Genomic DNA, 20,040 nt, shown 5'->3' with positions numbered 1-20,040 from the left:
CCACCACGTAGGACACTGCCTGAGAGGTCACCGAGGAGGCGTTTGCGCGCTTGCCGGGTGGTGCGGTAGAGCCCTGGGTGACGCGCTCAGGTGCCGGACGCCCAGGGCGGGGAGTTGAGTCAACGGTCAACCAGCCGTGGACGCGGGGCCTCACCCGTGGATTCCGCGTCGGTGTCGTCGGTGCCGACCGGGCCGCGGGGAAGCATCCGGTCCAGCCACTTCGGCAGCCACCAGTTGGTCCGGCCGAGGAGTGTCATGGTCGCCGGTACCAGCACCATGCGTACGACCGTGGCGTCGATGAAGATCGCGGTGGCCAGGCCGAGCCCGAACATCTTGGTGGAGGGGTCCTCGGCGAGGGCGAAGGACAGGAAGACCGCCACCATGATGAGGGCGGCCGAGGTGATGATCCGGGCGGTGCGCGAGACGCCCTCGACGATCGCCGTGCCGTTGTCGCCGGTGCGCAGGTACTCCTCGCGTACGCGGGAGAGGAGGAACACCTCGTAGTCCATCGACAGGCCGAACAGGATGGCGAAGAGGAACATCGGGATGAACGACACGATCGGAACCGTCGCTTCCAGCCCGATGAGTGGGCCTCCCCAGCCCCACTGGAAGACCGCGACCATGATCCCGTAGGCCGCGCCGATGCTCAGCAGATTCAGCAGAACAGCCTTGAGCGGTACGAGTATCGAGCGGAAGACCAGCATCAGCAGCAGGAACGACATCGCCAGCACGGCGGCGACGAACACCGGCAGGCGCTGGCTGGTGCGTTGGCCCACATCGGACAGGCTCGCGGCGGCGCCGCCGACGTGGGCCCTGGCCGGGCCGTGCCCGATCGCCGCGGGCAGCACGTCGGTGCGCAGCCGGGCGATGGTGTCGGCCGTGGCCTTGTCCTGAGGGCTGGTGGTCGGGAACACCACGAGGGTCGCGATGCCGGTGGCCCGATCGATGTGCCCCGGCGCGACGGATGCGATGCCCGGATCCGCCGCGACCGCCCCGACGAGCCGGTCCAGCACTCCCGGATCACCGGTGGGCTCCGCGGCGATGACGAGGGGACCGTTGATGCCCGGGCCGAACCCCTCGGCGACGAGATCGTAGGCCCGGCGCTCGGTACGGCTGCGGGGCAGTGAGCCGTCGTCGGGCAGGCCGACGCGCAGGCCGAGCACGGGCAGCGTCGCGGTCAGCAGCAGCCCCGCCGCGCCGGCCGCGTACGGCACCGGGTGCCGGCTGACGTGCCCGATCCAGCGACGCCACCCGGCGGCGTGGGCGGCGCCTGCCGCCGGGTCCCGCCGCAGTGCAAGTCGGCCCGGCTTCCTGATCTGCAGAAACCGGCCGATCCAGCCGGCCCGGCCCAGCCGCGGGCCCGCCGCGCCGAGGAAGGCCGGCAGCAGCGTCACCGACGCGACCACCATGATCAGAACGACGATCGAGACGGCAACCCCGCCCACCGTCATGAACGGCACGTCCGCGACCGCCAGGCCGAGGATCGACACGACGACGGTGCCGCCGGCGAAGACCACCGGCCGGCCCGCCGTTGCCACCGCTCGTCCGGCCGCCGCCTGCGGATCGAGCCCGCACGCGAGGTACTCCCGGTGCCTGGCGAGCACGAACAGCGCGTAGTCGATGCCCACTCCGAGCCCGACCATGCTGCCCAGGACCGGCGCGAAGGTGGGGACCTCTGTCACCCCGGCCAGTACCGTCATCGTGGCGACCCCGACGGTCAGCCCGAAGACCGCCATGCCGATCGGCAGCGCGGCGGCGACCAGCGAACCGAACGCCAGGAACAGGATCGCGGCCGCGGCGAGGAGGCCGATCAGCTCGCTCGCGCCGCCGTCGGGGTCGGAGAAGACGTAGAAGAGGTTCCCGCCCATCTCGATGCGCAGCGGCAGTTCGGCGCGCAGCCGGTCGCCGAGACCGACGAGGGCGTCGAGGTCTTCGGCCGACAGCCGGCTCTGGTCGGGGTACTGCACCCGGACGACCGCGATGCGCCCGTCGGCCGAAACGAGGCCGCCGCGCACGGCGGTGTCCCCGCCCGCCTCGAGCGCCCCCGCCGGGTCGCTCGTGCCGAGCACGTGCGGCAGCCGCTTCACCTCGGCCCGCAGCCGCGTGAGAGCGGTGCGCGCTCCGTCGTCGTCGAAGAACGTCGCACCCTCGTCGAGGGGGGTGAGGACCACTTGGGCGGTCATCCCCTCCTGGCCGGTGCCTGCCCGCTCGATCAGTTCCGCGGCCCGTCGCGAGTCCAGTCCTGCAGCGGTCATCGAGTCCGCGGTCCGCCCGCCGAAGGCGACGGCGGCCAGGACGGCGAGCGTGGCGGCGATCAGCCATGCCGCGATCACCCGCCAGGGATGGCGGGCGGCGCCCCCGCCCAGGCGCAACAGGGCTTTCGAGAGCATCGAATCCTCCAACCACCTCGTCGGCCGTCCTTGTACGGCCGCCGATGCCGAGGCTCGTCGCCACGGCGCTTTGCGGCATCGGCCCGCGGGCCGCGGGTCCGTCGGCCCCGGGGCGGAGTGAGGACCCGTCCTTTCGGCTGATGCGCGCCACGCGCCGGTCCCTAGGCTGAGAACCGTGCTCCGAGACGACCTGCGAACCCTGTGGACCGAACCCCGGCCGCCCGACGCGCCCGCCCGGGTGCGGCGGGACTGGGCGCTGCTCGCCGCGGGCCTTGCCGGTGTGGCGCTGGAGGCCACCCTGCGCGTGAACGTCGTATGGCGGCCGGTGGCGGTGGTGTTCGCCGTATGGCTGTGCCTGCTGCCCCTGTGGCGCCGCACCCGCCCGCTGACGATGGTGACGCTGGCGTTCGGCTCGGTGATCCTGCTTCAGGCGGCCTGGCTCGTCGCCGCACCGCGCGAGCCCGTCGGCCTGTACACCGGCGCGGTCGTGCTCGTGCTGGTGTACGCGCTGCCCCGGTGGGGATCGGGACGCGAGATCGTGCTGGGCGGTGCGGTGATCCTCGCGGCCGGCGCGCTGTGTTCCGTCACGGACGAGACCCCGGTCGTCGAAAATGCCGTGGGCCTCGTCTTCCTGCTGCTGCCCGGCGTGGTCGGGGCTGCCGTGCGGTTCCGGGTGACCGCTCGCGAGCGGCAGTTGGAGCAGGTGCGCTCCCGCGAGCGCGAGCAGCTCGCCCGGGAACTGCACGACACGGTGGCCCACCACGTGTCGGCCATGGTGATCATCGCCCAGGCGGGCCGGGTGCTCGCGGGCACCGACGCATCCGCCGCCGTCGCAGCGCTGGAGGGGGTCGAGGAGGAAGGGGCGCGCACGCTGGAGGAAATGCGCGCCATGGTCGCCGCGCTGCGCGACCGCGGGGTCGGCGCCGAGCTGGCGCCCCCTGCCGGGGTCGCGGATCTGGAGCGCCTGGTGCGCACCCCGGGTGGTCGCCTCAGCGTCGACCTGGGGCTCGACGGCGAACTGGACGCGCTGCCCCCGGCCGTGGACGCGGCCGTCTACCGGATCGTGCAGGAGTCGGTGACCAACGCGCTGCGCCATGCGGTCGACGCGACCGAGCTCGTCGTCCGGGTCGCCGCGGAACGGCACACGGTACGGGTGAGCGTGCACGACAACGGCCGGCGCACCGGCCGGGGCCGCGACGGATACGGACTCACCGGACTGCGCGAGCGCGCGACCCTGCTCGGCGGCACACTACGAGCCGGCCCGGGTACCGACCGGGGCTGGCATGTCGAAGCCGAACTGCCGAGAGCCAGGAGCGAGAGCGGTGTCCATTCGCGTCCTCGTCGCTGACGACCAGACGATCATCCGCACCGGGTTGCGGATCATGCTGAACGCCCAGCCCGGCATCGAGGTGGTCGGCGAGGCCGCCGACGGACACGAAGCGGTACGGCTGGCCCGCGAACTACGCCCCGACGTATGCCTGTTCGACATCCGCATGCCCGTACTCGACGGGCTCGAGGCCACCCGGCTGGTCGCCGGCCCGGGCGTCGCCGACCCGCTGGCCGTGGTCGTCATCACCACGTTCGACCTCGACGAGTACGTCTACGGCTCACTGCGTGCCGGCGCCCGCGGATTCCTCCTCAAGGACACGGGAGCGGACCTTCTGGCGCAGGCCGTACGGTCGGCGTCCGACGGTGAGGCGCTCATCGCGCCCAGCGTCACCGTCCGTCTGCTCCAGGCATTCGCGGACCTGCCCGCCGGCCGGCCCGCGGCACAGCCGGTCTCTCCCGTCACCGCCCGCGAGGAGCAGGTGCTCCTCGCCGTCGCCCGCGGGCTGACCAACACCGAGATCGCCGATGCACTGCACATCAGCCTCAGCACGGTGAAGACGCATCTGGCCAGCCTGATGGCCAAACTCGGCGCCCGCAACCGGGTCGAGATCGCGATGTGGGCCTACGAAACGCGCCGTATCCTCCCCGGAACCTGAGCCGGGTGCCGGGCCATGTCCCATGAGATCCAGTGTTGGACCGCGGTGGGCTGCGCATTGCGACCGTGGGATCGGCGGGTCTTGTCGCGTAATAGGTCGTGCACCTGCTGGGTGGTGCCGCCGGCTTCCCGCTTCGCGTAGTAGTCGTAGACGGTCTTGTGCGGCGGGAAGTCGTGCGGCAGGTACTCCCACGGGATGCCGGTCCGGTTGACAAGAGGATCGCGTTGACGATCTCTCGCAAGTCGTGCACCCGCGCCGCCGTTCCGGGACCGGTCCGTCTCGCTCGCCAGGCGGTGAAGACCGGTTCGATCAAGGCCCAGCGGGCGTCGGACACGTCACTGCGGTACGGACGACGAACACTCACGCCTCATGCAACGACCGTTAACGCCTTCAGTCACAAAAACATCCCAGAACACCAACTACCTAGATCAAATGCTCTCTTAGGACCCGATGGGTGCGCAGAATGCTCTCCAGCACCTTGCTCCTGAGCACGCCGGACAAGGTTCATTCTTCTGAACCTCACGGGACTTGATCTGTTGGAAGTTCCACAGCATCGCTTCGCCCCGTGCCGTGCGGTCGGTTCGGGCGACCCAGGACATCCTCGAAATGCTCACGTGTCACCGATGAGGAGGCGTGGCATGGGCTCGTCGTCATGGGGTGCCGAGCTACTGAGCGGGCTCAAGCCGTTTTCCCGGGTGGTGCTGTTCGTGTGCCTGTGTGCTCTCGCGCTGCCGTTGTGGTTCGCCGCGCAGAACACTTACCGGTTCATCGACGGTCACCACGCGAAAACGGAAGGATATGTCCACTGCGAATGGAGCGGCCCATGTCGCGGCGCGTGGCGTCTGCCTGCAGGGCAGCGTGGGAGGGGTGAGATCCGCGGTCTCTCCTTCGCTGCCGACGAAGAGCTTCTGACGGACATCTCGTTGTACGCGGGCCAGGACTGGGCTGTCGCCGACCGCACTGACCTACTTGTGCGCGCAGCTTGGGAATTGGCCGGCACGGCGATCGGCACGGCACTCGTCTTGTGGATCGCCTGGAACAGGTCCTACAGCAGCGGCTGGCGCGATGAGATGAAACAGTTCTGACCTTCTGCACCGAGTGGTGAGTTGAGCATTCGATCGCGCTTCGCCTGGCCGGCCGGGTACAGTCTCTTACCAGGGCAAATGGGGTGGCGGGGGGATCTGCCTGCCCGCAGCCGTTTCCGCGTCGTCGCCGTCAGAAGTGGGTGTCGAAGGCCCCGGACCTTGATTGGTCCGGGCCTTTCCCTGGTGCCCCCGGCAGGATTCGAACCTGCGACACCCGTCAACGGCTACTGAGGCTGAACTCGTGATGTCGCCGGGTGGCTTAGGTGGGTCTGATTGTCGGGCCGGTCTCGGCGAGGCGGCCGTCTATGACCAGACCGCTGGCTGCCGCTGATTACCTGGCGCGCGCAGTGCGGTCGTCGTACTCTTCGCGGGCGGTGATGACTTCTTCGATGTGCAGCACGGACCACTCCGTGAGCGCCTTCAGCGGTTCCCGTAGCGTCTGGCCGAGCGCGGTCAGCTCAAACGTGGACCTGTGCAACGTTTGACCGAACCGTTCACGTGCCTTACTTGCCTGCACCGTCGATCACGCCTCTGAGCTGCACAGAAGCCCCTCGAACCTTAGATAAGGTCGGGGCCGCCGAGTCAGGTCCGGCGGCCCTCGGTTCTACGGCAGGTCAGGAGGCGGCGTCCCTCGGCGAGTGCGGCCCCGTCGAGACGAGTAGCCACGTCGACCAGCCTGCTGGAGGTCGCCGCGCACTCCTGCGCTTTACCGCAGGGTGTATTCGCACATGTGCTTACCGTCGGCGCCACCCGGATCCTCGGTGACCTTCTTCCCGTCGACGGTGATTGAGCAAGGAGCAGCGCCAGCCTGGCCGTTGGACAGCACTACTGGCCCCGGCACCACGGACACGGTGATTCCGACCTTGCGTTCGGTGCCGTTCAAGGTGAGCTTGTCCGACTTCTTCCACGGAAGTGTGACTTGCTCAAAGTGGTTCGTGTCGAGGTTGTAGTAGACGTGGGACTTGCCCTTGCCGCCGACTTCGAAGGAGACCTGGTACGTCCTGTCCTCGCCTTTAGAGGCTGGCTTCGGCGAAGACGTGGGCGTGCCTTCATCGGCGCGTTCCGTCTTGTCACCGTCGCTGCTGCTCCCGCAAGCGGTCAGTAGCCCGGCTGCCGCTATGAGCGCCGTGATGGTCATTGCCCTGCGCATACGTGTACTCCCCGTCGTACGGATCTGACGTGCTGTTGCATGATCCCACCCTGACGGGGCTTCAGTCGCAGGGTCCCCTGGCCTAAGAGAACGACCAGGGCCCGCACGATCCGGCACGGGTGACGAGCCGCCGGCCCAGGCGGCGCAGGTCTGCCCGCACCGTGGGCGCAGCGGCGCCTTCTCCTTCGGGTCGGGCAGCCACTTCATGACGTCCCTGACGCTGCCGCCCTCCCCAGGAGAACGTGCCCATCTTCCGGGACGCCATCGCCCACATGGCCATCGCCAAGGGAGCCGCCGAGTCCCTCGGACTGTCCCCCGGCGGCGACCCGTCCTCCAGCTCCGACTGAACAGAACTGTCGTGGCCCAAGCAGGTGACCCGCAGCACGAAGGCGCCAGGAGTCCTCGTCACCGGGGCCTCGCCGAGTACACGAACCTGTCCCGCTTCGACTCCTACGGCCACTACGGGGACAACTGGCCGCTGCTGCACGTCACCCAGGCCGGGCGGGACCATCTCGCCGAACACCGCGAGGTGTACGAGCCGGTCTGTTCCTCAAAGTCCAACGCACCCGGCCCTGCGCCATCGTCCGGCGGGCGAGCGCAGAGTTGGCGCAAGCGGCCCGCCTCGAGGAGCGGCGCCTGGCGATGGCAGTGCTAGCGCGGGGAGGCCTTCGCAGATTGTTCACGCTGCCCCGTGCAACCGTGCGCCAGGTCACTTCCGTTAGCTCCGGTTAGTGACGAACCGCCCAGGTTGAGTGCGTTGCCTGATCATGAGCACGCCACATAGGAAAGGGGCGGCACGACACTTACCAGCAACGTCCTGCCCTCGGTTCGTGGGAGGGCAAGACTGAAGGGACATGTCTTGTTCAGAAGGTCCAGAACCAGAAGGAAGCACACTCTCTCGCGGTTAGCCGTCGGCACGGCGGCCATGGTGCTGTTCAGTGCCGGCGGTGCGGCCGGAACAGCCGAGGCGGCTCCGACCGCCCAGCCCGACCCCAACGCCGCTCCCTCAACCCGGCCTGCTGCCGGGCCGGAGAAGGACACGCGGTCGGCTGACGCGGGAGCGCGGCCGGTATCGGGGAAGAGCCCGACGGCTGCGCCTCTTTCGCGGAATGCTGCGCCTGGCGGTTTCCAGCGGGTGACGTCTCAGAAGGTCCAGCTCAAGAACAAGGTGACCGACGCCGACGGGGACAAGTCGACGCTGACGTTCGAGGTGTGGACTGCGGATGCGGCAGGCAAGCCTGTGAAGAAGGTGAGCATCGCCGACAACGAGTGGGGGGTCATCGTCTCGCCCTATGTGGCATCGGGTACGACGGTCACGGTGGATGTGCCGGCGGGCAAACTGGCGCTGAACACGAACTACGTTTTCCACACGTCAGCGTTCGATGGCTCCCTGTACGAAACGGAGTGGTCGCCGTGGGCGAGGTTCCGCCTCGAGTTGCCGGTTGACCTGACGCTGCCGACGCCCAACTACAGTGCGCCCGATCCGACGTCGCTGAACACGCCGCCGAACTACTACCAGACGAAGCCGCTGGTCCCGGCCGGTGCACCGCTTTCCGCGAGTTCGTCGAAGCCGGCGGTGGAGCAGTGCAGCGAGGCGGATGCGGACGGCCGTCAGGTGTGCTTCGGCAAGTCGACGCCGGTGGCCAAGGGCAAAGCGCACAAGAGCGAGGCGAGCACCGCGGGTGCGGCGACGGCCGGGGTGGAATGGTGTAACACCGACTTCGAAAGCATCCTCGCCACCCGGTTCATCGAGTGCGATGTCAGGTCAGTGCCGGTCTACATCCGCATGGACGGTGTCATTCAGGCCACTGCTCGCTTCATGTTTCTGCGGATGCTTCAGCTCGACGGGCAGAACACCTTCACCGAGCACCTGACGATCGAGCCCGCGCAGCAGATTCCTCCCGCGTTCCGCGAGATCAACTTCGTGGGTGTGGAGCACCTGTGCAACGGGTCGTGTACGCCGCATGAACCTGATAGCAGCGCGTGGAAGGGTAAGACGTGGTGGGTTCCTGGCGAGATGCATTCCGCATCGCTGACCACTACGTACACGTGGGACGCCTCGGTTGCCGGGAAGACGTACCTGTACAAGCCCGACGTGAAGATCGACGCGAACATTCTGCCTGCGGACGGGAGGATCCGCCCATTCAAGACCGGCTACCAGTGGTCTTTGGACTACGACGGCGGCACGAAGGATCTTGACCAGATCCGATGCGATACCACCAACGCCGGGCCGGGCACGGGCTGTGTGTTCGTCAACCACGCGCCCACCTACATCTTCAACGCTAAGGCCTATCCGCAGGCCGCGGCGCACGCGTGGCTGATCCAGAAGGCTACGCCCAAGCACCCGGGTTCGATGGCCGATCAAAAGCCCCTGTACTACATGGGTGACAGTGCGCAGAACACCCGTAGCCGTAACCGGATCTGCCCCACCGGGTGGGCCGCGGCGAACGGGGACGCCTCCGCCCTGGTGGACGCGGCCGACGCGCTGAACTGTGACGAGTTCGCGTTCGCCTCCTCCTACAACAGCGGTGGCATGTCGTCCGCTGAAGGCGGCCTGAACCCCGCCCTGCTCCCGGGCGGGACCACGCCGACAGGTGCGGCGTGTATCGGCACCTACGCCATGAAGCACGGCAGCATGGTCCACCTGTTCTCTCTGAACGGTACCGACCCCACGTTCAGCGAGGTGTGCGGCCGGTCGGCCATCTCCGGCATGCACAACCAGGAATCCATGGGCAACCACTTCGCGACGTTCATGCGGGACATGCGGATCATGGACAAGGATGCGTACTGGCTGGACACGCGAATGGATGACGGCGGCACCTGCAAGTACGGCACCGGCGGCGGTCAGCCGGTGATCTGCAAGCTGGCTGCGGAGTAACACCTCCGGCCTCAAAGGCAGCGGCCCCCACCGATCATGGTGGGGGCCGCTCTCATGTGCGCGGCGGACGGTCAAGCCGGAGCGATGAAGACGCCGGGAAGGTCACCGGCCATCACGGCGTCCTGGTCGATGGCAACGCCCGTGTAGGCGCCCACGGCGGTGAACACCCGCTCGGGCAGGCGCTCGCCGTGCTCCTCGAAGTACGCGACGACTTCGGCCTCACTGGACTCCGGCATCGACGGGAACACCGCGCCCGCGGCGGTGAGGGCTGCATCGAGGGCCGAGTTCTGCCCGGTGTCGGTGCCGAAGTCCGCCCGGTAGGCGCAGGCATCGGGGGCATGGATGATCAGCGCCGGTGGGCTGAAACGGTTGGCGGTCAGGCAGAGGATCTCTGCGCCCTCGCAGGGAAGCATCGACTCGACCTTGCCCTGGTAGCCGGTCGCCCAGGTTGCCATGCCCCAGTCCTCCAGCACGTACGTCCACTCACCGCACGTGCCGTACATGGCGCCGTTGAGCTGAGGGGAGCGCTGGCCCGGCTGCCCGGCCGGCGCGCGCAGTTCCCTGCACGGAGTGCGCGCGGCTAACTCGTCGAGGTCGGCGCCCAGGTTGATGAGGAACTCGTCCGTCTCCACGCCTCGGGCCAAGGTCAGCGAGATACCGCCGAGCATTCCTGGCAGGACCGATGAAGGGGTGTGGTGGTGTGCGCCTATCCACGCAATGCCGTCACTCATGGCGTCAGGCTATCGGCCAGTCTTGGCAGCCGTCCCTTCCTCATCCAGCTCGCCGCGATGCACCGCCCGCGCAGCGAGTTCCGTCCTGCGGTCGGCTGGCGCTTCCCAGGCAGAGCATGCGGCCCCGAAGTCGGCCGCGCTGGAGGCCCCACGTGTGCGAGATTTCCGACCGAACGCCAGGTGCCGACCGGCTGCCGTACGTCCTGGAATTGGCCGTTGGTGTCTTCGATGCCCCCTCTCCTCCTACTCGTACGAGCGCCTGACTACCAGGACGCCCAAGGTTCACCTCGGGCGCGGCCGCGCCCAGCAATGCCCCGGATCCGCCGGGGTGGCGGGGCGCCGTTGGGGGGAGTACTTCGCCGCCCAGCCCTCCCGCAGCCCCTGATGCGCCTCCAGGTGTGGCGACTTCGGCTCGCCCCTGCCGGTCTCGTAGTTCTTCACCGTCTACGTCCGAGCCAGCAGGCCCGCCGACCACGCCCGCCGCATAGACCGGCGCCGGGTGTGCGCGTGTCCCCCTCCCGCGCACACCCGGCGCCCTCCACCTCCACCCCGTCACCCCAGAAAGCCATGCCCCCATCACCTTTAAGGGCGTCCCCGTGCCCGACAGCCCCGGGCACGCCCTCGGGCGCGACCCGGCGTGCTGTGGCGGCGGTGGGCACTAGGGCGACGGGAAGCCCCCGTTCTACGTGCCACACGCTCCACGGCAGAAGCGCGCGATGCGGCCAAACGCTGCTGAGGGCCGCCGACATGGCAACTCCCACCACCCACCCGGACGACGCGGCAGAGGCACCCGCCGAGCAAACCCCACCGCCCGTCACCGCCAGGTCACACGCCTACTGCTCGTGGCACCAGGGGTACGCATGGGGCGCCCGCCCGGCGCGTGAGTGGGACGAGGGATCGGGGCCGGCCGCCCGCGGCCTGTTCGCCTGTCCGCCCTGCCGGCACGCCTTGGACCTGGTTTCTCTCGGGGACCAGCCATGAGCCGCATCGACTTGCCGCCCGTCGACCAACTGTCCTATGGCCGGTTTCATGGCCTCAACTGCGTCTGGTGCGCCGTGAGCTCACGACCGGAGCGGTCAGCCCCGGCACAGCCCGCGGCTGCTCCGGCGCTCACATCCTCGACACGGAGGTGTGGGTGTGCCCGAACTGCAAGGGCGTCCCGCTCCTCGATCGTGAGCCAGGGGACCACCAGTGACCGCACGCACCGCCCGACGGTAATCGATCTGCACTCCCTCGGCACCGGGACGTGGAGGCCTGCCGTCGGACGCCTGGGCTGGTGGGAGCCGGTTCAGGCGACTTCAGCAGGTCCAGACGGGCCGACGGGCCACGGGCGGAGCCACTGCTCGTAGTGCGAGCGGATCACCTCGTCGTCCAATCAGCGCAAGCACTACCCGGGCATCGGACTGCTCACCGACGACGAAAGGGACACCAGCCAATGAGTTCCCTGATCAGCGCGGACGAGATCAGCCACGAAACCGAACTCATGTGGCTGGAGGACACCGATCGACTCGACTACGTCCGACAGAGCCTGGACCGGCTCCCCACCCGCAAGGGCAAACCCCCCTACCACCGCGACGGCGCCATGGTCGGATACGCCATCCTCGGCCCCGACGCCAAAGCCTCCCGCGCATCCCGCACTTTCCGCCGCCGTGTCTTCTGGCTCTTGCCCCAAGACCGCGACAGCCAACCCGGCGGCCTCTACGCCAAGAGCGCCCCGGCCGAAGCAGTTGACCCTCGAACCCTCGAACCACGCATCAAGGGCACCAAGACCGAGCGCTCCGAAGGCGGGCCCCCTCCGCGGCCATGCAGCAGCTGGGCATAACGCTGCCGCTGTGATCGGCTGACGGCAGGCGAGCAGGCCCCCGAGCCCTCCACCGGCAAGCATGCGGGGCTGGCGACGGATCTTGAAGGCGCTGCGGACTAGCGGATCAACGGGTCGCGTTCCTGCGGCGCACCTGAGACGCTCCACCCAGAAGAACCGGTTCATCCGAGCGAGATCAGCGGCACCGTGCCCACCTCCGGCCGGCCGCCGCGTAGTCCGGCACGATCGGCATGAGCCGCTGTGGGCCGTCGTTGCGCGGCCAGTTCCGCCTCGGCTGCATGAGGTCCACCCAGAATGATGCGAACACGCATCGGTGTCCGCATCGCCCGCAAAAGGCATCGAGTCCAGCGAACGACTCGACCGCCCGCACATGGGTCATCGAACGCACCAAGTCCTGGCTCATCGGCTACCGCAGACAAGCCCGCAACGAACGTCCCCCCCGCAACTACCTGGCCTTTCTCGGACTCGCTGCAACTCTGTGCTGCTACAAGCGACTCGTCCGCCTCACTGCCGGAGTCGCGGCCGCAGGGCGGCGGCCGCCGCCGACACGGTGACCCGGAGGTTCTGGCCGCGATCGTGTTCGTGGCCGCCTCTGGATGCACGTGGCAGCAGCTGCCCTCCGCGTCGTTCGGCCCATGGGGAGCCACGGCCCACCGGCGCTTCTCCGAGTGGAGAAGGCCAGAGTATGGGCCAGGCTCCACCGCCTGGTCCTCGACGAGTTCGGCTCCCGCGGCGAGCTGGACTGGTCCCGCTGTGCGATCGATTCGGTGAACCGTCTCGCGCTCGCCACCAGTCAACATCACCTCGGCCGCCGAGTCCTCCGCGTGCCACGCGGACAGCCTGAAAAACCGACGAAACGCGTCTCTGTGGGTGACGGAAGTCACCGCACGGACCCGGTTCTCATTTCTTCGATCGTGGTGATCATCGCACAGGCTGAGTAGGCAATATGTCGGCATCCGACGCGTACGGTTCACCAACGATTGAGGACCTTTCCTGGGCAGAATTCGCCGGTGACCCTGACACGCCCATCGCAAGGCTCGAAGAGAAGGAGAAGGTCTACGCAAGGACATTTACAAGGTTCTTAAGGAGCACCCCTTGAGCTGGTCGAGAGGGCCGGTAGAACTACGCAGCCGAATTACTGAATGACGTCACTGGATGACGTGCCTGCCCGGCGGACCGCCAGGAGCGCCGCGCCGATGTCCGCCACCGCTTGCGGATCGGACAGGGAACGACCCGCCAGCTCCTCGACGCGGCGCAGCCGGTAGCGGACGGTGTTGGGGTGGACGAAGAGACTCCGCGCCGCGTCCGTGGCGGAGCCGGCGGCGGCGTACCAGTGTTCCAGGGTCTCCAGGAGACGGGCACGCTCGGCGGCGGGGAGATCGAGCAAGGGCTGGAGGACCACCTCCACCAGGTGGGCCGCCTCCGCCGGGGCTGCGGCGACGACCATGGCCAGCGGGTTGTCGTCGAACCGCGCGATGCCGGGCCCGGTGCCCGGGAGGCTGGCCAGCGCCAGACGGGCGAAGCGCAGAGCCTGAGGGGTGTCCCGCAGCGAGTGGAAGCACGGGCTGACACCCACGCGGGCGCCCGCGCGACGCAGGATGCGCAGGCAGGTGTTCTCCACCGTCGCCGTGGGCAGGGCGGCCAGACCGATCTGCTGGTCGGGCAACAGCCGCCAGGTGAAGTGGATCTGGGCCTGACGCAGCGCCGCCTCTGTCCCCGCCAGCGGCTCCTCGCCGGGCGCGTCGGCCGCCGCAGCGGCGACCACATAGGGCCCGCGGTCGGGCAGCCCCAGCTCGCGGGCGGCCTCCCACAGCGTGCGGTCGGCGATGACGCCGGTGAACAGCGCCTCCACCAGTGCCGAGCGGCGCGCCTGACGCCGCGAGGTCAGTTCGGCGGTGGTCTCCCGGTAGGCCGCCGCCACCGCCTCCGCGTAGCGGCCGAACAGGGCCCAGATCTCCGCCGACTGGGAGACCAACTGGGCGTCGGTGACCTCGGGATGGGTGCGTGCCTCGGCGAGGATGTCCGTCCACAGGAGTTCGAAGCCGATCCGGTACGCGTGCAGGGTATCCGCCAGCGGGACGCCCTGCTCGGCGCGGATCCGGCCGGTGTCCCGGGCCGGGCTCGGGTCCTGTGCGCCCGCGCGGCCGAGCTGGTCCAGGAGCAGGTCCGCGTTGGCGGTGCACGAGCGGCGCAGCGAGTCGAAGGGGATCAGCGTCTCGTCCTTGTAGGCGTCGACGTCCGAGCGGATGCGCTGCGCCATCCGCTCGCCCAGTTCCGGAAGCCTCGCGTGCAGCGCCGAGACCACTCCTGAGAGGTCCATTCCCGCAGCGTAACGCCCCTGTTTTGTTCAGGGGAACAATCCGGGAGGGCAGACGCTGTCATGCCGCACATAGGCCGCCGCCTTCGACGTCTGCACGATGTCGTCAGTGTGAACAGCGGATTTCGACGGCGACTTTCGTGGAGGCGGTCATGGCCAATCTGGCTCAGGTCCTGGTGGAGACGGCACGGCGGCAGCCGGAACGCCCCGCACTGCGGTTGGGGGACCAGGTCACCAGTTACGCGGAGCTCGACGAGCGCAGCGCCCGCGCCGCCGCGCTGCTGCGGGCCGAGGGCGTACGACCGGGAGACCGGGTCGCTCTGATGCTGCCCAACGTTCCCGAGTTCGTCGTCCTGTACTACGGCGTGCTGCGCGCCGGAGCCGTCGTCGTACCGATGAACCCGCTGCTGAAAACCCGGGAGACCGAGTACCACCTGCGCGACTCGGGCGCCGAGATGCTCTTCGAGTGGCATCAGGCGCCGGGCGAGGGCGCGCAGGGCGCGGCCGCCGCCGGAGTGCGGCACGTGGCGGTCGAGCCCGCCGCCTTCGCGGGCCTGCTGGCCGGTCACGAGCCGCTGCCGGAGGTGAGCGAGCCGGACGGCGAGGACGTGGCCGTGCTGCTGTACACCTCCGGCACCACTGGCCGCCCCAAGGGCGCCACGCTCACCCACGCCGGGCTGCGGCACAACACCGAGGTCAACACGGTGCATGTGCAGCGGGTGACGGCGAAGGACGTGGTCGTGGGCTGTCTTCCGCTGTTCCACATCTTCGGCCAGATCTGCACGATGAGCGTGACCGTCCGCGCCGGTGCCTCGCTCACCCTGATCCCCCGCTTCGACCCACAGACGGTGCTGGACGCCATCGCCCGCGACCGGGCCACGATCTTCGAGGGCGTACCGACCATGTACGCGGCGCTGCTCCAGCACCCGTCGGAGGCAGACGTGTCCACGCTGCGGATGTGCGTCTCCGGCGGGGCCTCGCTGCCGGTGGAGATCCTGCGCGGCTTCGAACGTCGCTTCGGCTGCGTGGTACTGGAGGGCTTCGGCATGTCCGAGACCAGCCCGGTGGTCACGTTCAACCACCCCGACCGGCCGCGCAAGGCCGGGTCCATCGGCACCCCGATCATGGATGTGGAGGTGCGACTCCTCGACGACAGGGGCCAGGACGTGGCTCCCGGCGAGATCGGCGAACTGGCCGTGCGCGGGCCGAACGTGATGAAGGGGTACTGGAACCGCCCGGAGGAGACGGCGGCCACCATCCCGGACGGCTGGCTGCGCAGCGGCGATCTCGCGCGGCAGGACGAGGACGGCTACCTGTACATCGTCGACCGCAAGAAGGACATGATCATCCGCGGCGGCTACAACGTCTACCCGCGCGAGATCGAGGAGGTGCTCCACGAGCACCCGGCCGTCGCGCTGGCCGCGGTGGTGGGCGTGGCCGACGCGCATCTGGGCGAGGAGATCGCCGCCGCGGTGGTGCTGCGCTCGACGGCGCAGGCCACGCCCGACGAACTCCGGCAGTTCGTCAAGGAGCGCGTGGCGGCGTACAAGTACCCGCGCGAGGTGTGGCTCGTGGACACCCTGCCGACCGGCCCGAGCGGCAAGATCCTCAAAAGGGAGATCAGCGCGCCATCGGGGTGAGGTCGATATCGTTGCGTCAGTCGGGTGACGGGTAGCAAACGCGTCATGGTGTGGGGGAGCCATCTCAGATGAACGGCCCCAGTACGCCCACCGGCCTCCGCGCCCAAACCCGTGCGACTGCCGCCTTAGACCCCGGCCGCCGTAACTGATCGTTTCAGAATCAAGTTCGTTGTGGGGCTTGGCAGTCGGGTGTCGTGTCGGCAGGATCTGTCGGGTGTCTGGAACGAGTGGCTCCGCTGTTACCTCCTCGTCCGACCAGGCGACATCGGTATCCCGGGCGGTTGCCGGCGGATGACCGGGCTGCGTTGCGGGCATCGTCTACGTTCTGTGCAAGAGCGTGAGCTGGCGGGACCTTCCGGCGGAACAGGTCGAATGCAGCGGGGTGACAGCCTGGCGGCGTCTGCGGGACTGGACCGAAGCCGGCATCTGGCCTCAGCTGCATGAGGTGCTGCTGGCGGAGCTGCGGGCCGCGGGTCTGCTGGACATGGACGACGCCGCGATCGACGGCTCGCACGTCCGAGCGCTCAAAGGGGGGCTCACACCGGACCTTCGCCGGTCGACCGGGCTCGGCCCGGCAGCAAGCACCACTTGATCGTCGACCGGCATGGCACTCCGTTGGTCGTTTCGCTGACCAGCGGAAACCGGCACGATGCCACTCAGCTGATGCCCCTGCTGGACGCGATACCCCGCATTCGGGGCGTTCGCGGCCGGCCACGTCACCGACCAGGCCGGCTGTTCGCCGACCGCGGCTACGACTACGACAACTACCGTCGGCTTCTCCGGCTCGCGGCATCACACCGAAGTTCGCCCGGAAAGGCACCACGCACGGCTCCGGACTGGGAAAGACCCGCTGGGTCGTGGAGCGGACCTTCGCCTGGCTTCACCAGTTCAAGCGACTTGGGATCCGCTACGAGATACGCGCCGACCTCCACCTCGGACTGCTTCAACTCGCCTGCAGCATCATCTCCTTGAGACGACTCGTAACCTCATTCTGAAACGATCAGTTAAGGCCATGCGGAGACCCGGCGGCCCGGGGGGCGGTAGCTGCCCTGGGCCGGGGTCGTCCTACAGGCCAGGAGTCCGGCCTGCATGACGGCTCGTACGTCAGCTCCGGCTGGCGTGGCCAGGTAGAGCACGGCGGAGAAGCGAAGGAGGAGCCGAGGCTGAGGGCATGGGTGCGCGCATGGGTGGTCCGTTAGGAGGTGGCGGTGAGGGGCGGTTCAGGCGAGGGGGAGTTGGGCAGCGGAGTCCGAGATGAGGGCTTCCAGTGCTGCTCGAAGTTCTTGCCCTTGCTTGTCGATCACCCGGGCGGGGACGGGGGCGGGGGCGGGGGCGGTGGCGAAGAGTTCCTCTGCCATCGGCCAGCTCTTGGCGCGGGTCGGACCCAGGCCCGGGCGTGCCCGTACACCGGGTCGTGCTCGGCGTTGACGCCGTGCCGCTCGGAGATGGGGATCAGGTGCGTGGCGAGCTGGTGTGGGCGGCCGAGGTCGACATAGAGGTGGCGCGCCGGATCGGGTGCGGCGTGCTCAGGGGTGTACAGGCGAATGTGCTCAGTCGTGGGACGGGGAGGGCGACCCTGCGGCCGTGGGGGTGGGTGTCCGCGGGCGTCGACGACTCTATGGCGGTCTGAACCCTGGAGCAGGCGGGCGTAGGCTTCTGGGGATGCGGATAGGCGAGTTGTCCAAGCGCACGGGCGTGAGTCCGCGCTCACTGCGGTACTACGAAGAGCAAGGTTTGCTGACCAGCTCACGCTCCGAGGCGGGGCAGCGTCACTATTCCGATGCCGCGGTCCAGCGCGTGTCACTCATCCGGCAGCTGTTCGACGCGGGTATGTCCAGCAGGTGATCGCGACTGTGCTGCCGTGTGTGGATGTCCCGGGTGACCTGGGCGTCGCCGAGGAGACGTTCACGGCGATGATGCGCGAGCGCGACCGGATCGACGCCGACATCGCGCACCTGATCGAGATGCGGGATGCACTCGACGTGCTGATCAGGGCCAACAGTCGGCACCGGGCGGAGCTGTCCACGGCCCAGGAACCGGTGGCGCATTCGGCCTGATGCTGTGATCTGCATCTCAGCCGGTTGCCCCTCACATCGATGTCAGAGGTGAGGATGGTGACAACGCCCGGAACCACCGGGTGGTCACCCGGGAGGCGGCGGAAGATGGGGCAGGCGTGGGGTTTCGGCAGGTATGGCGGGCCCGAGGTGCAGGAGTTCTTCGATCGTCCCGACCCCGTCCCCGGTCGCCGCGAGGTGCTGATCCAGGTCGACGTCGCCGGCGTGAATCCCCTCGACCACATGCTGCGCTCGGGTCTGGTCGACGGGCTCGACGGCGGGCGTCCGTTTCCCCGCGTGCTGGGCATGGAGGCAGCCGGAACCGTCCTCGCCCGGGGCGAGGACGTCAACGGGCTCGAGGTGGGTGACGCGGTCTTCGGCTTCGCACTCACCGGTGGCGGCACCTACGCCGAGACGACGGTGCTGTCCGCGCCGAACACCGCGCGCATCCCGGAGGGTTTGTCCGCGACCGTGGCGGCAACGCTGCCAGTAGCCGGGACGACCGCGGTGGACGTGCTCGACCAGCTCAGCCTCCCGGCCGGTGCCACGGTTCTGGTCAACGGAGTCGGGGGCGGGGTCGGCCTCGCCGTCGCCCGGCTGGCTGTCGGGCGCGAGCTGCGTGTGATCGGCACCGGGAGTACCGCCAAACGCGAGCACGCCGAGGCCCTCGGGGTGCGGTTCATCGACTACACCGCCCAGGACGTCGCCGCCGCGGCACGCGAGCTGGTTCCGGACGGCTTCGACGGGATCGTCGACCTGGCCGGAGGCACCTCGCTGCGGATGGTCGCTCCGCTGGCCCAGGATCCCCGCAACGTCATCGCTGTGGGGGATATGTCCGTGTCCGATCTCGGTGGGCGTTTCGTCGAGCGCCGCGTCGACCGCGAGAACCTGGAGCGCTCGGCCCGGCTGGCCCTCGACGGACTCCTCGCACCCCTCATCACCGCGGTCCATTCGCTCTCCGACGCCCCGGCCGCCCTCACCACCGTCGAGAACGGCCACACCTCGGGCAAGGTCGTCATCAAGGTGGCATGAGAAGTGCCCGGCCGACTGACGCTGTCGACCGTCCATTGCGGACTAACGAGAACCCCTGGTCAGCGCATCATCAACTGAGCACGTTCACCTGTACGCGGTTGAGCACGCTCAGGCGTACGCCGACAGCGATCCACACCTCGAGCTTGTCCTCGGCGGCACCGTCCTCGGTGCTCACGTGCGGATCACCACTGTAGACCTCGTCGCCGGTGACTCACGCAGCCTGGACGCTGGCGTCCAGGGCGTTGGCGATCACCTCGGTAGCCAACGCGTCTGGTCGCGAACCCCACATCCTCGAGGATGCCTGCCGTCCGGCACCGGCCTAGGCCCTGGTCCAGGAGTGCGGAATGTAGAGGCGTCGGTCGAGATTGCGCCACAGCTGGATTCCCTGCCCATCGGTTACGCACGGTCCTCGGCAGCCTTTGATTGAAACCTGCGTGTATCCAATTCCGCGGCTGCCGTTCGATCTTCTGGAGGACCTTGACAGGCAGGTTAGGGAGTAATCAACTGGAGGTAGAGGCATCGTGGTGATGGAGGCCCGTTCCGGGCAGAGCCACGGCGTGGGGACCAGAGCGGCTGTTTTCCCGGAGCCGTGCGGGCGATGCAAAATATGCAGGGAGACTGGTGTGCCGATCCCGCAGGCGCCAACGACCCGGCGCGTTCAACTGGTTAAGTCCGGCGACGCCACATTCTATGTGGAAGTCGTGGAGACCGGAGGGCTCAAAGTTGTCGGCATCGGCAAAGCGATGTCGTTGAAGGGGGTTCGCGATACGGTCGAGGCGGTGGCGCGGGAAATGGCCGATGTCTGGGACAATGTCAAGCCCGACTCGGCGAGTGTGGAGTTTGGGCTTGCGATAACCGCCAAAGGCGGCCTGCTGACCGGACTCATCGTCGATGCGGACGGGTCTGCAAATTTGAAGGTCACCCTCAACTGGAAGAAGGCCGACGCGGCCTGAAAT

Annotated in this window: 13 protein-coding genes and 6 pseudogenes; 13 read left to right on the top strand and 6 right to left on the bottom strand. The window is 68.5% G+C overall.

Translation table 11 applies throughout. From position 1 onward, the window contains the following. Positions 1 to 119: 119 nt before the first annotated feature. Complete coding sequence (locus ACFZDI_RS11535) at positions 120 to 2,390, bottom strand: MMPL family transporter (protein WP_391249663.1); 2,271 nt, start codon at positions 2,388 to 2,390, stop codon at positions 120 to 122. 175 nt (positions 2,391 to 2,565) lie between these two features. On the opposite strand from ACFZDI_RS11535, the gene ACFZDI_RS11530 reads away from it, so the two are divergent. Together ACFZDI_RS11530 and ACFZDI_RS11525 are read left to right on the top strand one after the other, a co-directional pair. Further along, positions 2,566 to 3,738, top strand: a complete 1,173-nt coding sequence (locus ACFZDI_RS11530) for a histidine kinase (RefSeq protein ID WP_391249661.1) — start codon at positions 2,566 to 2,568, stop codon at positions 3,736 to 3,738. Beyond that, the gene (locus ACFZDI_RS11525) at positions 3,713 to 4,375 is read left to right on the top strand and encodes a response regulator transcription factor (RefSeq protein ID WP_234849742.1); all 663 of its coding nucleotides are present in this window, start codon (positions 3,713 to 3,715) and stop codon (positions 4,373 to 4,375) included. Before ACFZDI_RS11530 ends, ACFZDI_RS11525 begins: the two co-directional genes overlap by 26 nt. Before the next feature lie 41 nt (positions 4,376 to 4,416). On the opposite strand, the pseudogene ACFZDI_RS11520 reads toward ACFZDI_RS11525, so the two are convergent. Then, positions 4,417 to 4,739, bottom strand: a pseudogene (locus ACFZDI_RS11520) (transposase); the annotation flags it as partial. Between the two features lie 274 nt (positions 4,740 to 5,013). Between ACFZDI_RS11520 and ACFZDI_RS11515 the strand changes: the two are divergent. Beyond that, positions 5,014 to 5,460 (top strand): hypothetical protein, encoded by a 447-nt coding sequence (locus tag ACFZDI_RS11515; protein ID WP_391249659.1) that lies wholly within the window; start codon positions 5,014 to 5,016, stop codon positions 5,458 to 5,460. 706 nt (positions 5,461 to 6,166) lie between these two features. Here ACFZDI_RS11515 and ACFZDI_RS11510 read toward each other — a convergent pair. Further along, positions 6,167 to 6,598, bottom strand: coding sequence for a hypothetical protein (locus ACFZDI_RS11510; protein WP_391249657.1), 432 nt, complete (start codon positions 6,596 to 6,598; stop codon positions 6,167 to 6,169). A gap of 370 nt (positions 6,599 to 6,968) precedes the next feature. On the opposite strand from ACFZDI_RS11510, the gene ACFZDI_RS11505 reads away from it, so the two are divergent. Both ACFZDI_RS11505 and ACFZDI_RS11500 read left to right on the top strand, forming a co-directional pair. After that, positions 6,969 to 7,265: a hypothetical protein gene (locus ACFZDI_RS11505; protein WP_391249655.1), complete on the top strand. Its 297-nt coding sequence runs from the start codon at positions 6,969 to 6,971 to the stop codon at positions 7,263 to 7,265. A 270-nt stretch (positions 7,266 to 7,535) separates the two neighbouring features. Further along, entirely contained in the window at positions 7,536 to 9,488 is a 1,953-nt protein-coding gene (locus ACFZDI_RS11500) for a hypothetical protein (protein ID WP_391249653.1), read from the top strand. A gap of 71 nt (positions 9,489 to 9,559) precedes the next feature. On the opposite strand, the gene ACFZDI_RS11495 is transcribed toward ACFZDI_RS11500, so the two are convergent. Beyond that, positions 9,560 to 10,219 carry a hypothetical protein gene (locus ACFZDI_RS11495; protein ID WP_391249651.1) on the bottom strand — a complete coding sequence of 220 codons (660 nt, stop codon included), beginning with the start codon at positions 10,217 to 10,219 and terminating at the stop codon, positions 9,560 to 9,562. Positions 10,220 to 11,654: 1,435 nt separating this feature from the next. On the opposite strand from ACFZDI_RS11495, the pseudogene ACFZDI_RS11490 reads away from it, so the two are divergent. From ACFZDI_RS11490 to ACFZDI_RS11480, 3 pseudogenes are all read left to right on the top strand, one after another. Continuing rightward, a pseudogene (locus ACFZDI_RS11490) lies at positions 11,655 to 12,055 on the top strand (DUF6009 family protein). Positions 12,056 to 12,347: 292 nt separating this feature from the next. Continuing rightward, a pseudogene (locus tag ACFZDI_RS11485) lies at positions 12,348 to 12,595 on the top strand (hypothetical protein); the annotation flags it as partial. After that, positions 12,561 to 12,826: pseudogene (locus ACFZDI_RS11480) on the top strand (transposase); the annotation flags it as partial. The pseudogenes ACFZDI_RS11485 and ACFZDI_RS11480, both read left to right, overlap by 35 nt. Before the next feature lie 350 nt (positions 12,827 to 13,176). On the opposite strand, the gene ACFZDI_RS11475 reads toward ACFZDI_RS11480, so the two are convergent. Then, a complete protein-coding gene (locus ACFZDI_RS11475; protein WP_234845227.1) occupies positions 13,177 to 14,346 on the bottom strand; it encodes a CdaR family transcriptional regulator in 1,170 nt (389 codons plus the stop codon). 164 nt (positions 14,347 to 14,510) lie between these two features. Between ACFZDI_RS11475 and ACFZDI_RS11470 the strand changes: the two genes are divergently transcribed. Next, a complete protein-coding gene (locus tag ACFZDI_RS11470) occupies positions 14,511 to 15,998 on the top strand; it encodes a long-chain-fatty-acid--CoA ligase (protein ID WP_391249649.1) in 1,488 nt (495 codons plus the stop codon). A gap of 194 nt (positions 15,999 to 16,192) precedes the next feature. Next, positions 16,193 to 16,993, top strand: a pseudogene (locus ACFZDI_RS11465) (IS5 family transposase). A gap of 225 nt (positions 16,994 to 17,218) precedes the next feature. Here the strand turns inward: ACFZDI_RS11465 and ACFZDI_RS11460 are convergent. Continuing rightward, positions 17,219 to 17,356, bottom strand: a complete 138-nt coding sequence (locus tag ACFZDI_RS11460; protein ID WP_391249647.1) for a hypothetical protein — start codon at positions 17,354 to 17,356, stop codon at positions 17,219 to 17,221. A gap of 304 nt (positions 17,357 to 17,660) precedes the next feature. Here ACFZDI_RS11460 and ACFZDI_RS11455 point away from each other — a divergent pair. The 3 genes and pseudogenes from ACFZDI_RS11455 (at position 17,661) to ACFZDI_RS11445 (ending at position 20,037) form a co-directional block, all read left to right on the top strand. Continuing rightward, positions 17,661 to 18,055, top strand: a pseudogene (locus ACFZDI_RS11455) (MerR family transcriptional regulator). A 105-nt stretch (positions 18,056 to 18,160) separates the two neighbouring features. Beyond that, positions 18,161 to 19,084, top strand: a complete 924-nt coding sequence (locus tag ACFZDI_RS11450; protein WP_391249645.1) for an alcohol dehydrogenase catalytic domain-containing protein — start codon at positions 18,161 to 18,163, stop codon at positions 19,082 to 19,084. Between the two features lie 623 nt (positions 19,085 to 19,707). Beyond that, entirely contained in the window at positions 19,708 to 20,037 is a 330-nt protein-coding gene (locus ACFZDI_RS11445) for a CU044_2847 family protein (protein ID WP_391249643.1), read from the top strand. The last annotated feature ends 3 nt before the right edge of the window (positions 20,038 to 20,040 follow it).

Source organism: Streptomyces sp. NPDC007907 (assembly GCF_042959365.1).
Classification (GTDB): Bacteria; Actinomycetota; Actinomycetes; order Streptomycetales; family Streptomycetaceae; genus Streptomyces; species Streptomyces indiaensis.
Note: the sequence above shows the minus strand (reverse complement) of the source record. Positions and strands in the feature narration are given on the sequence as shown.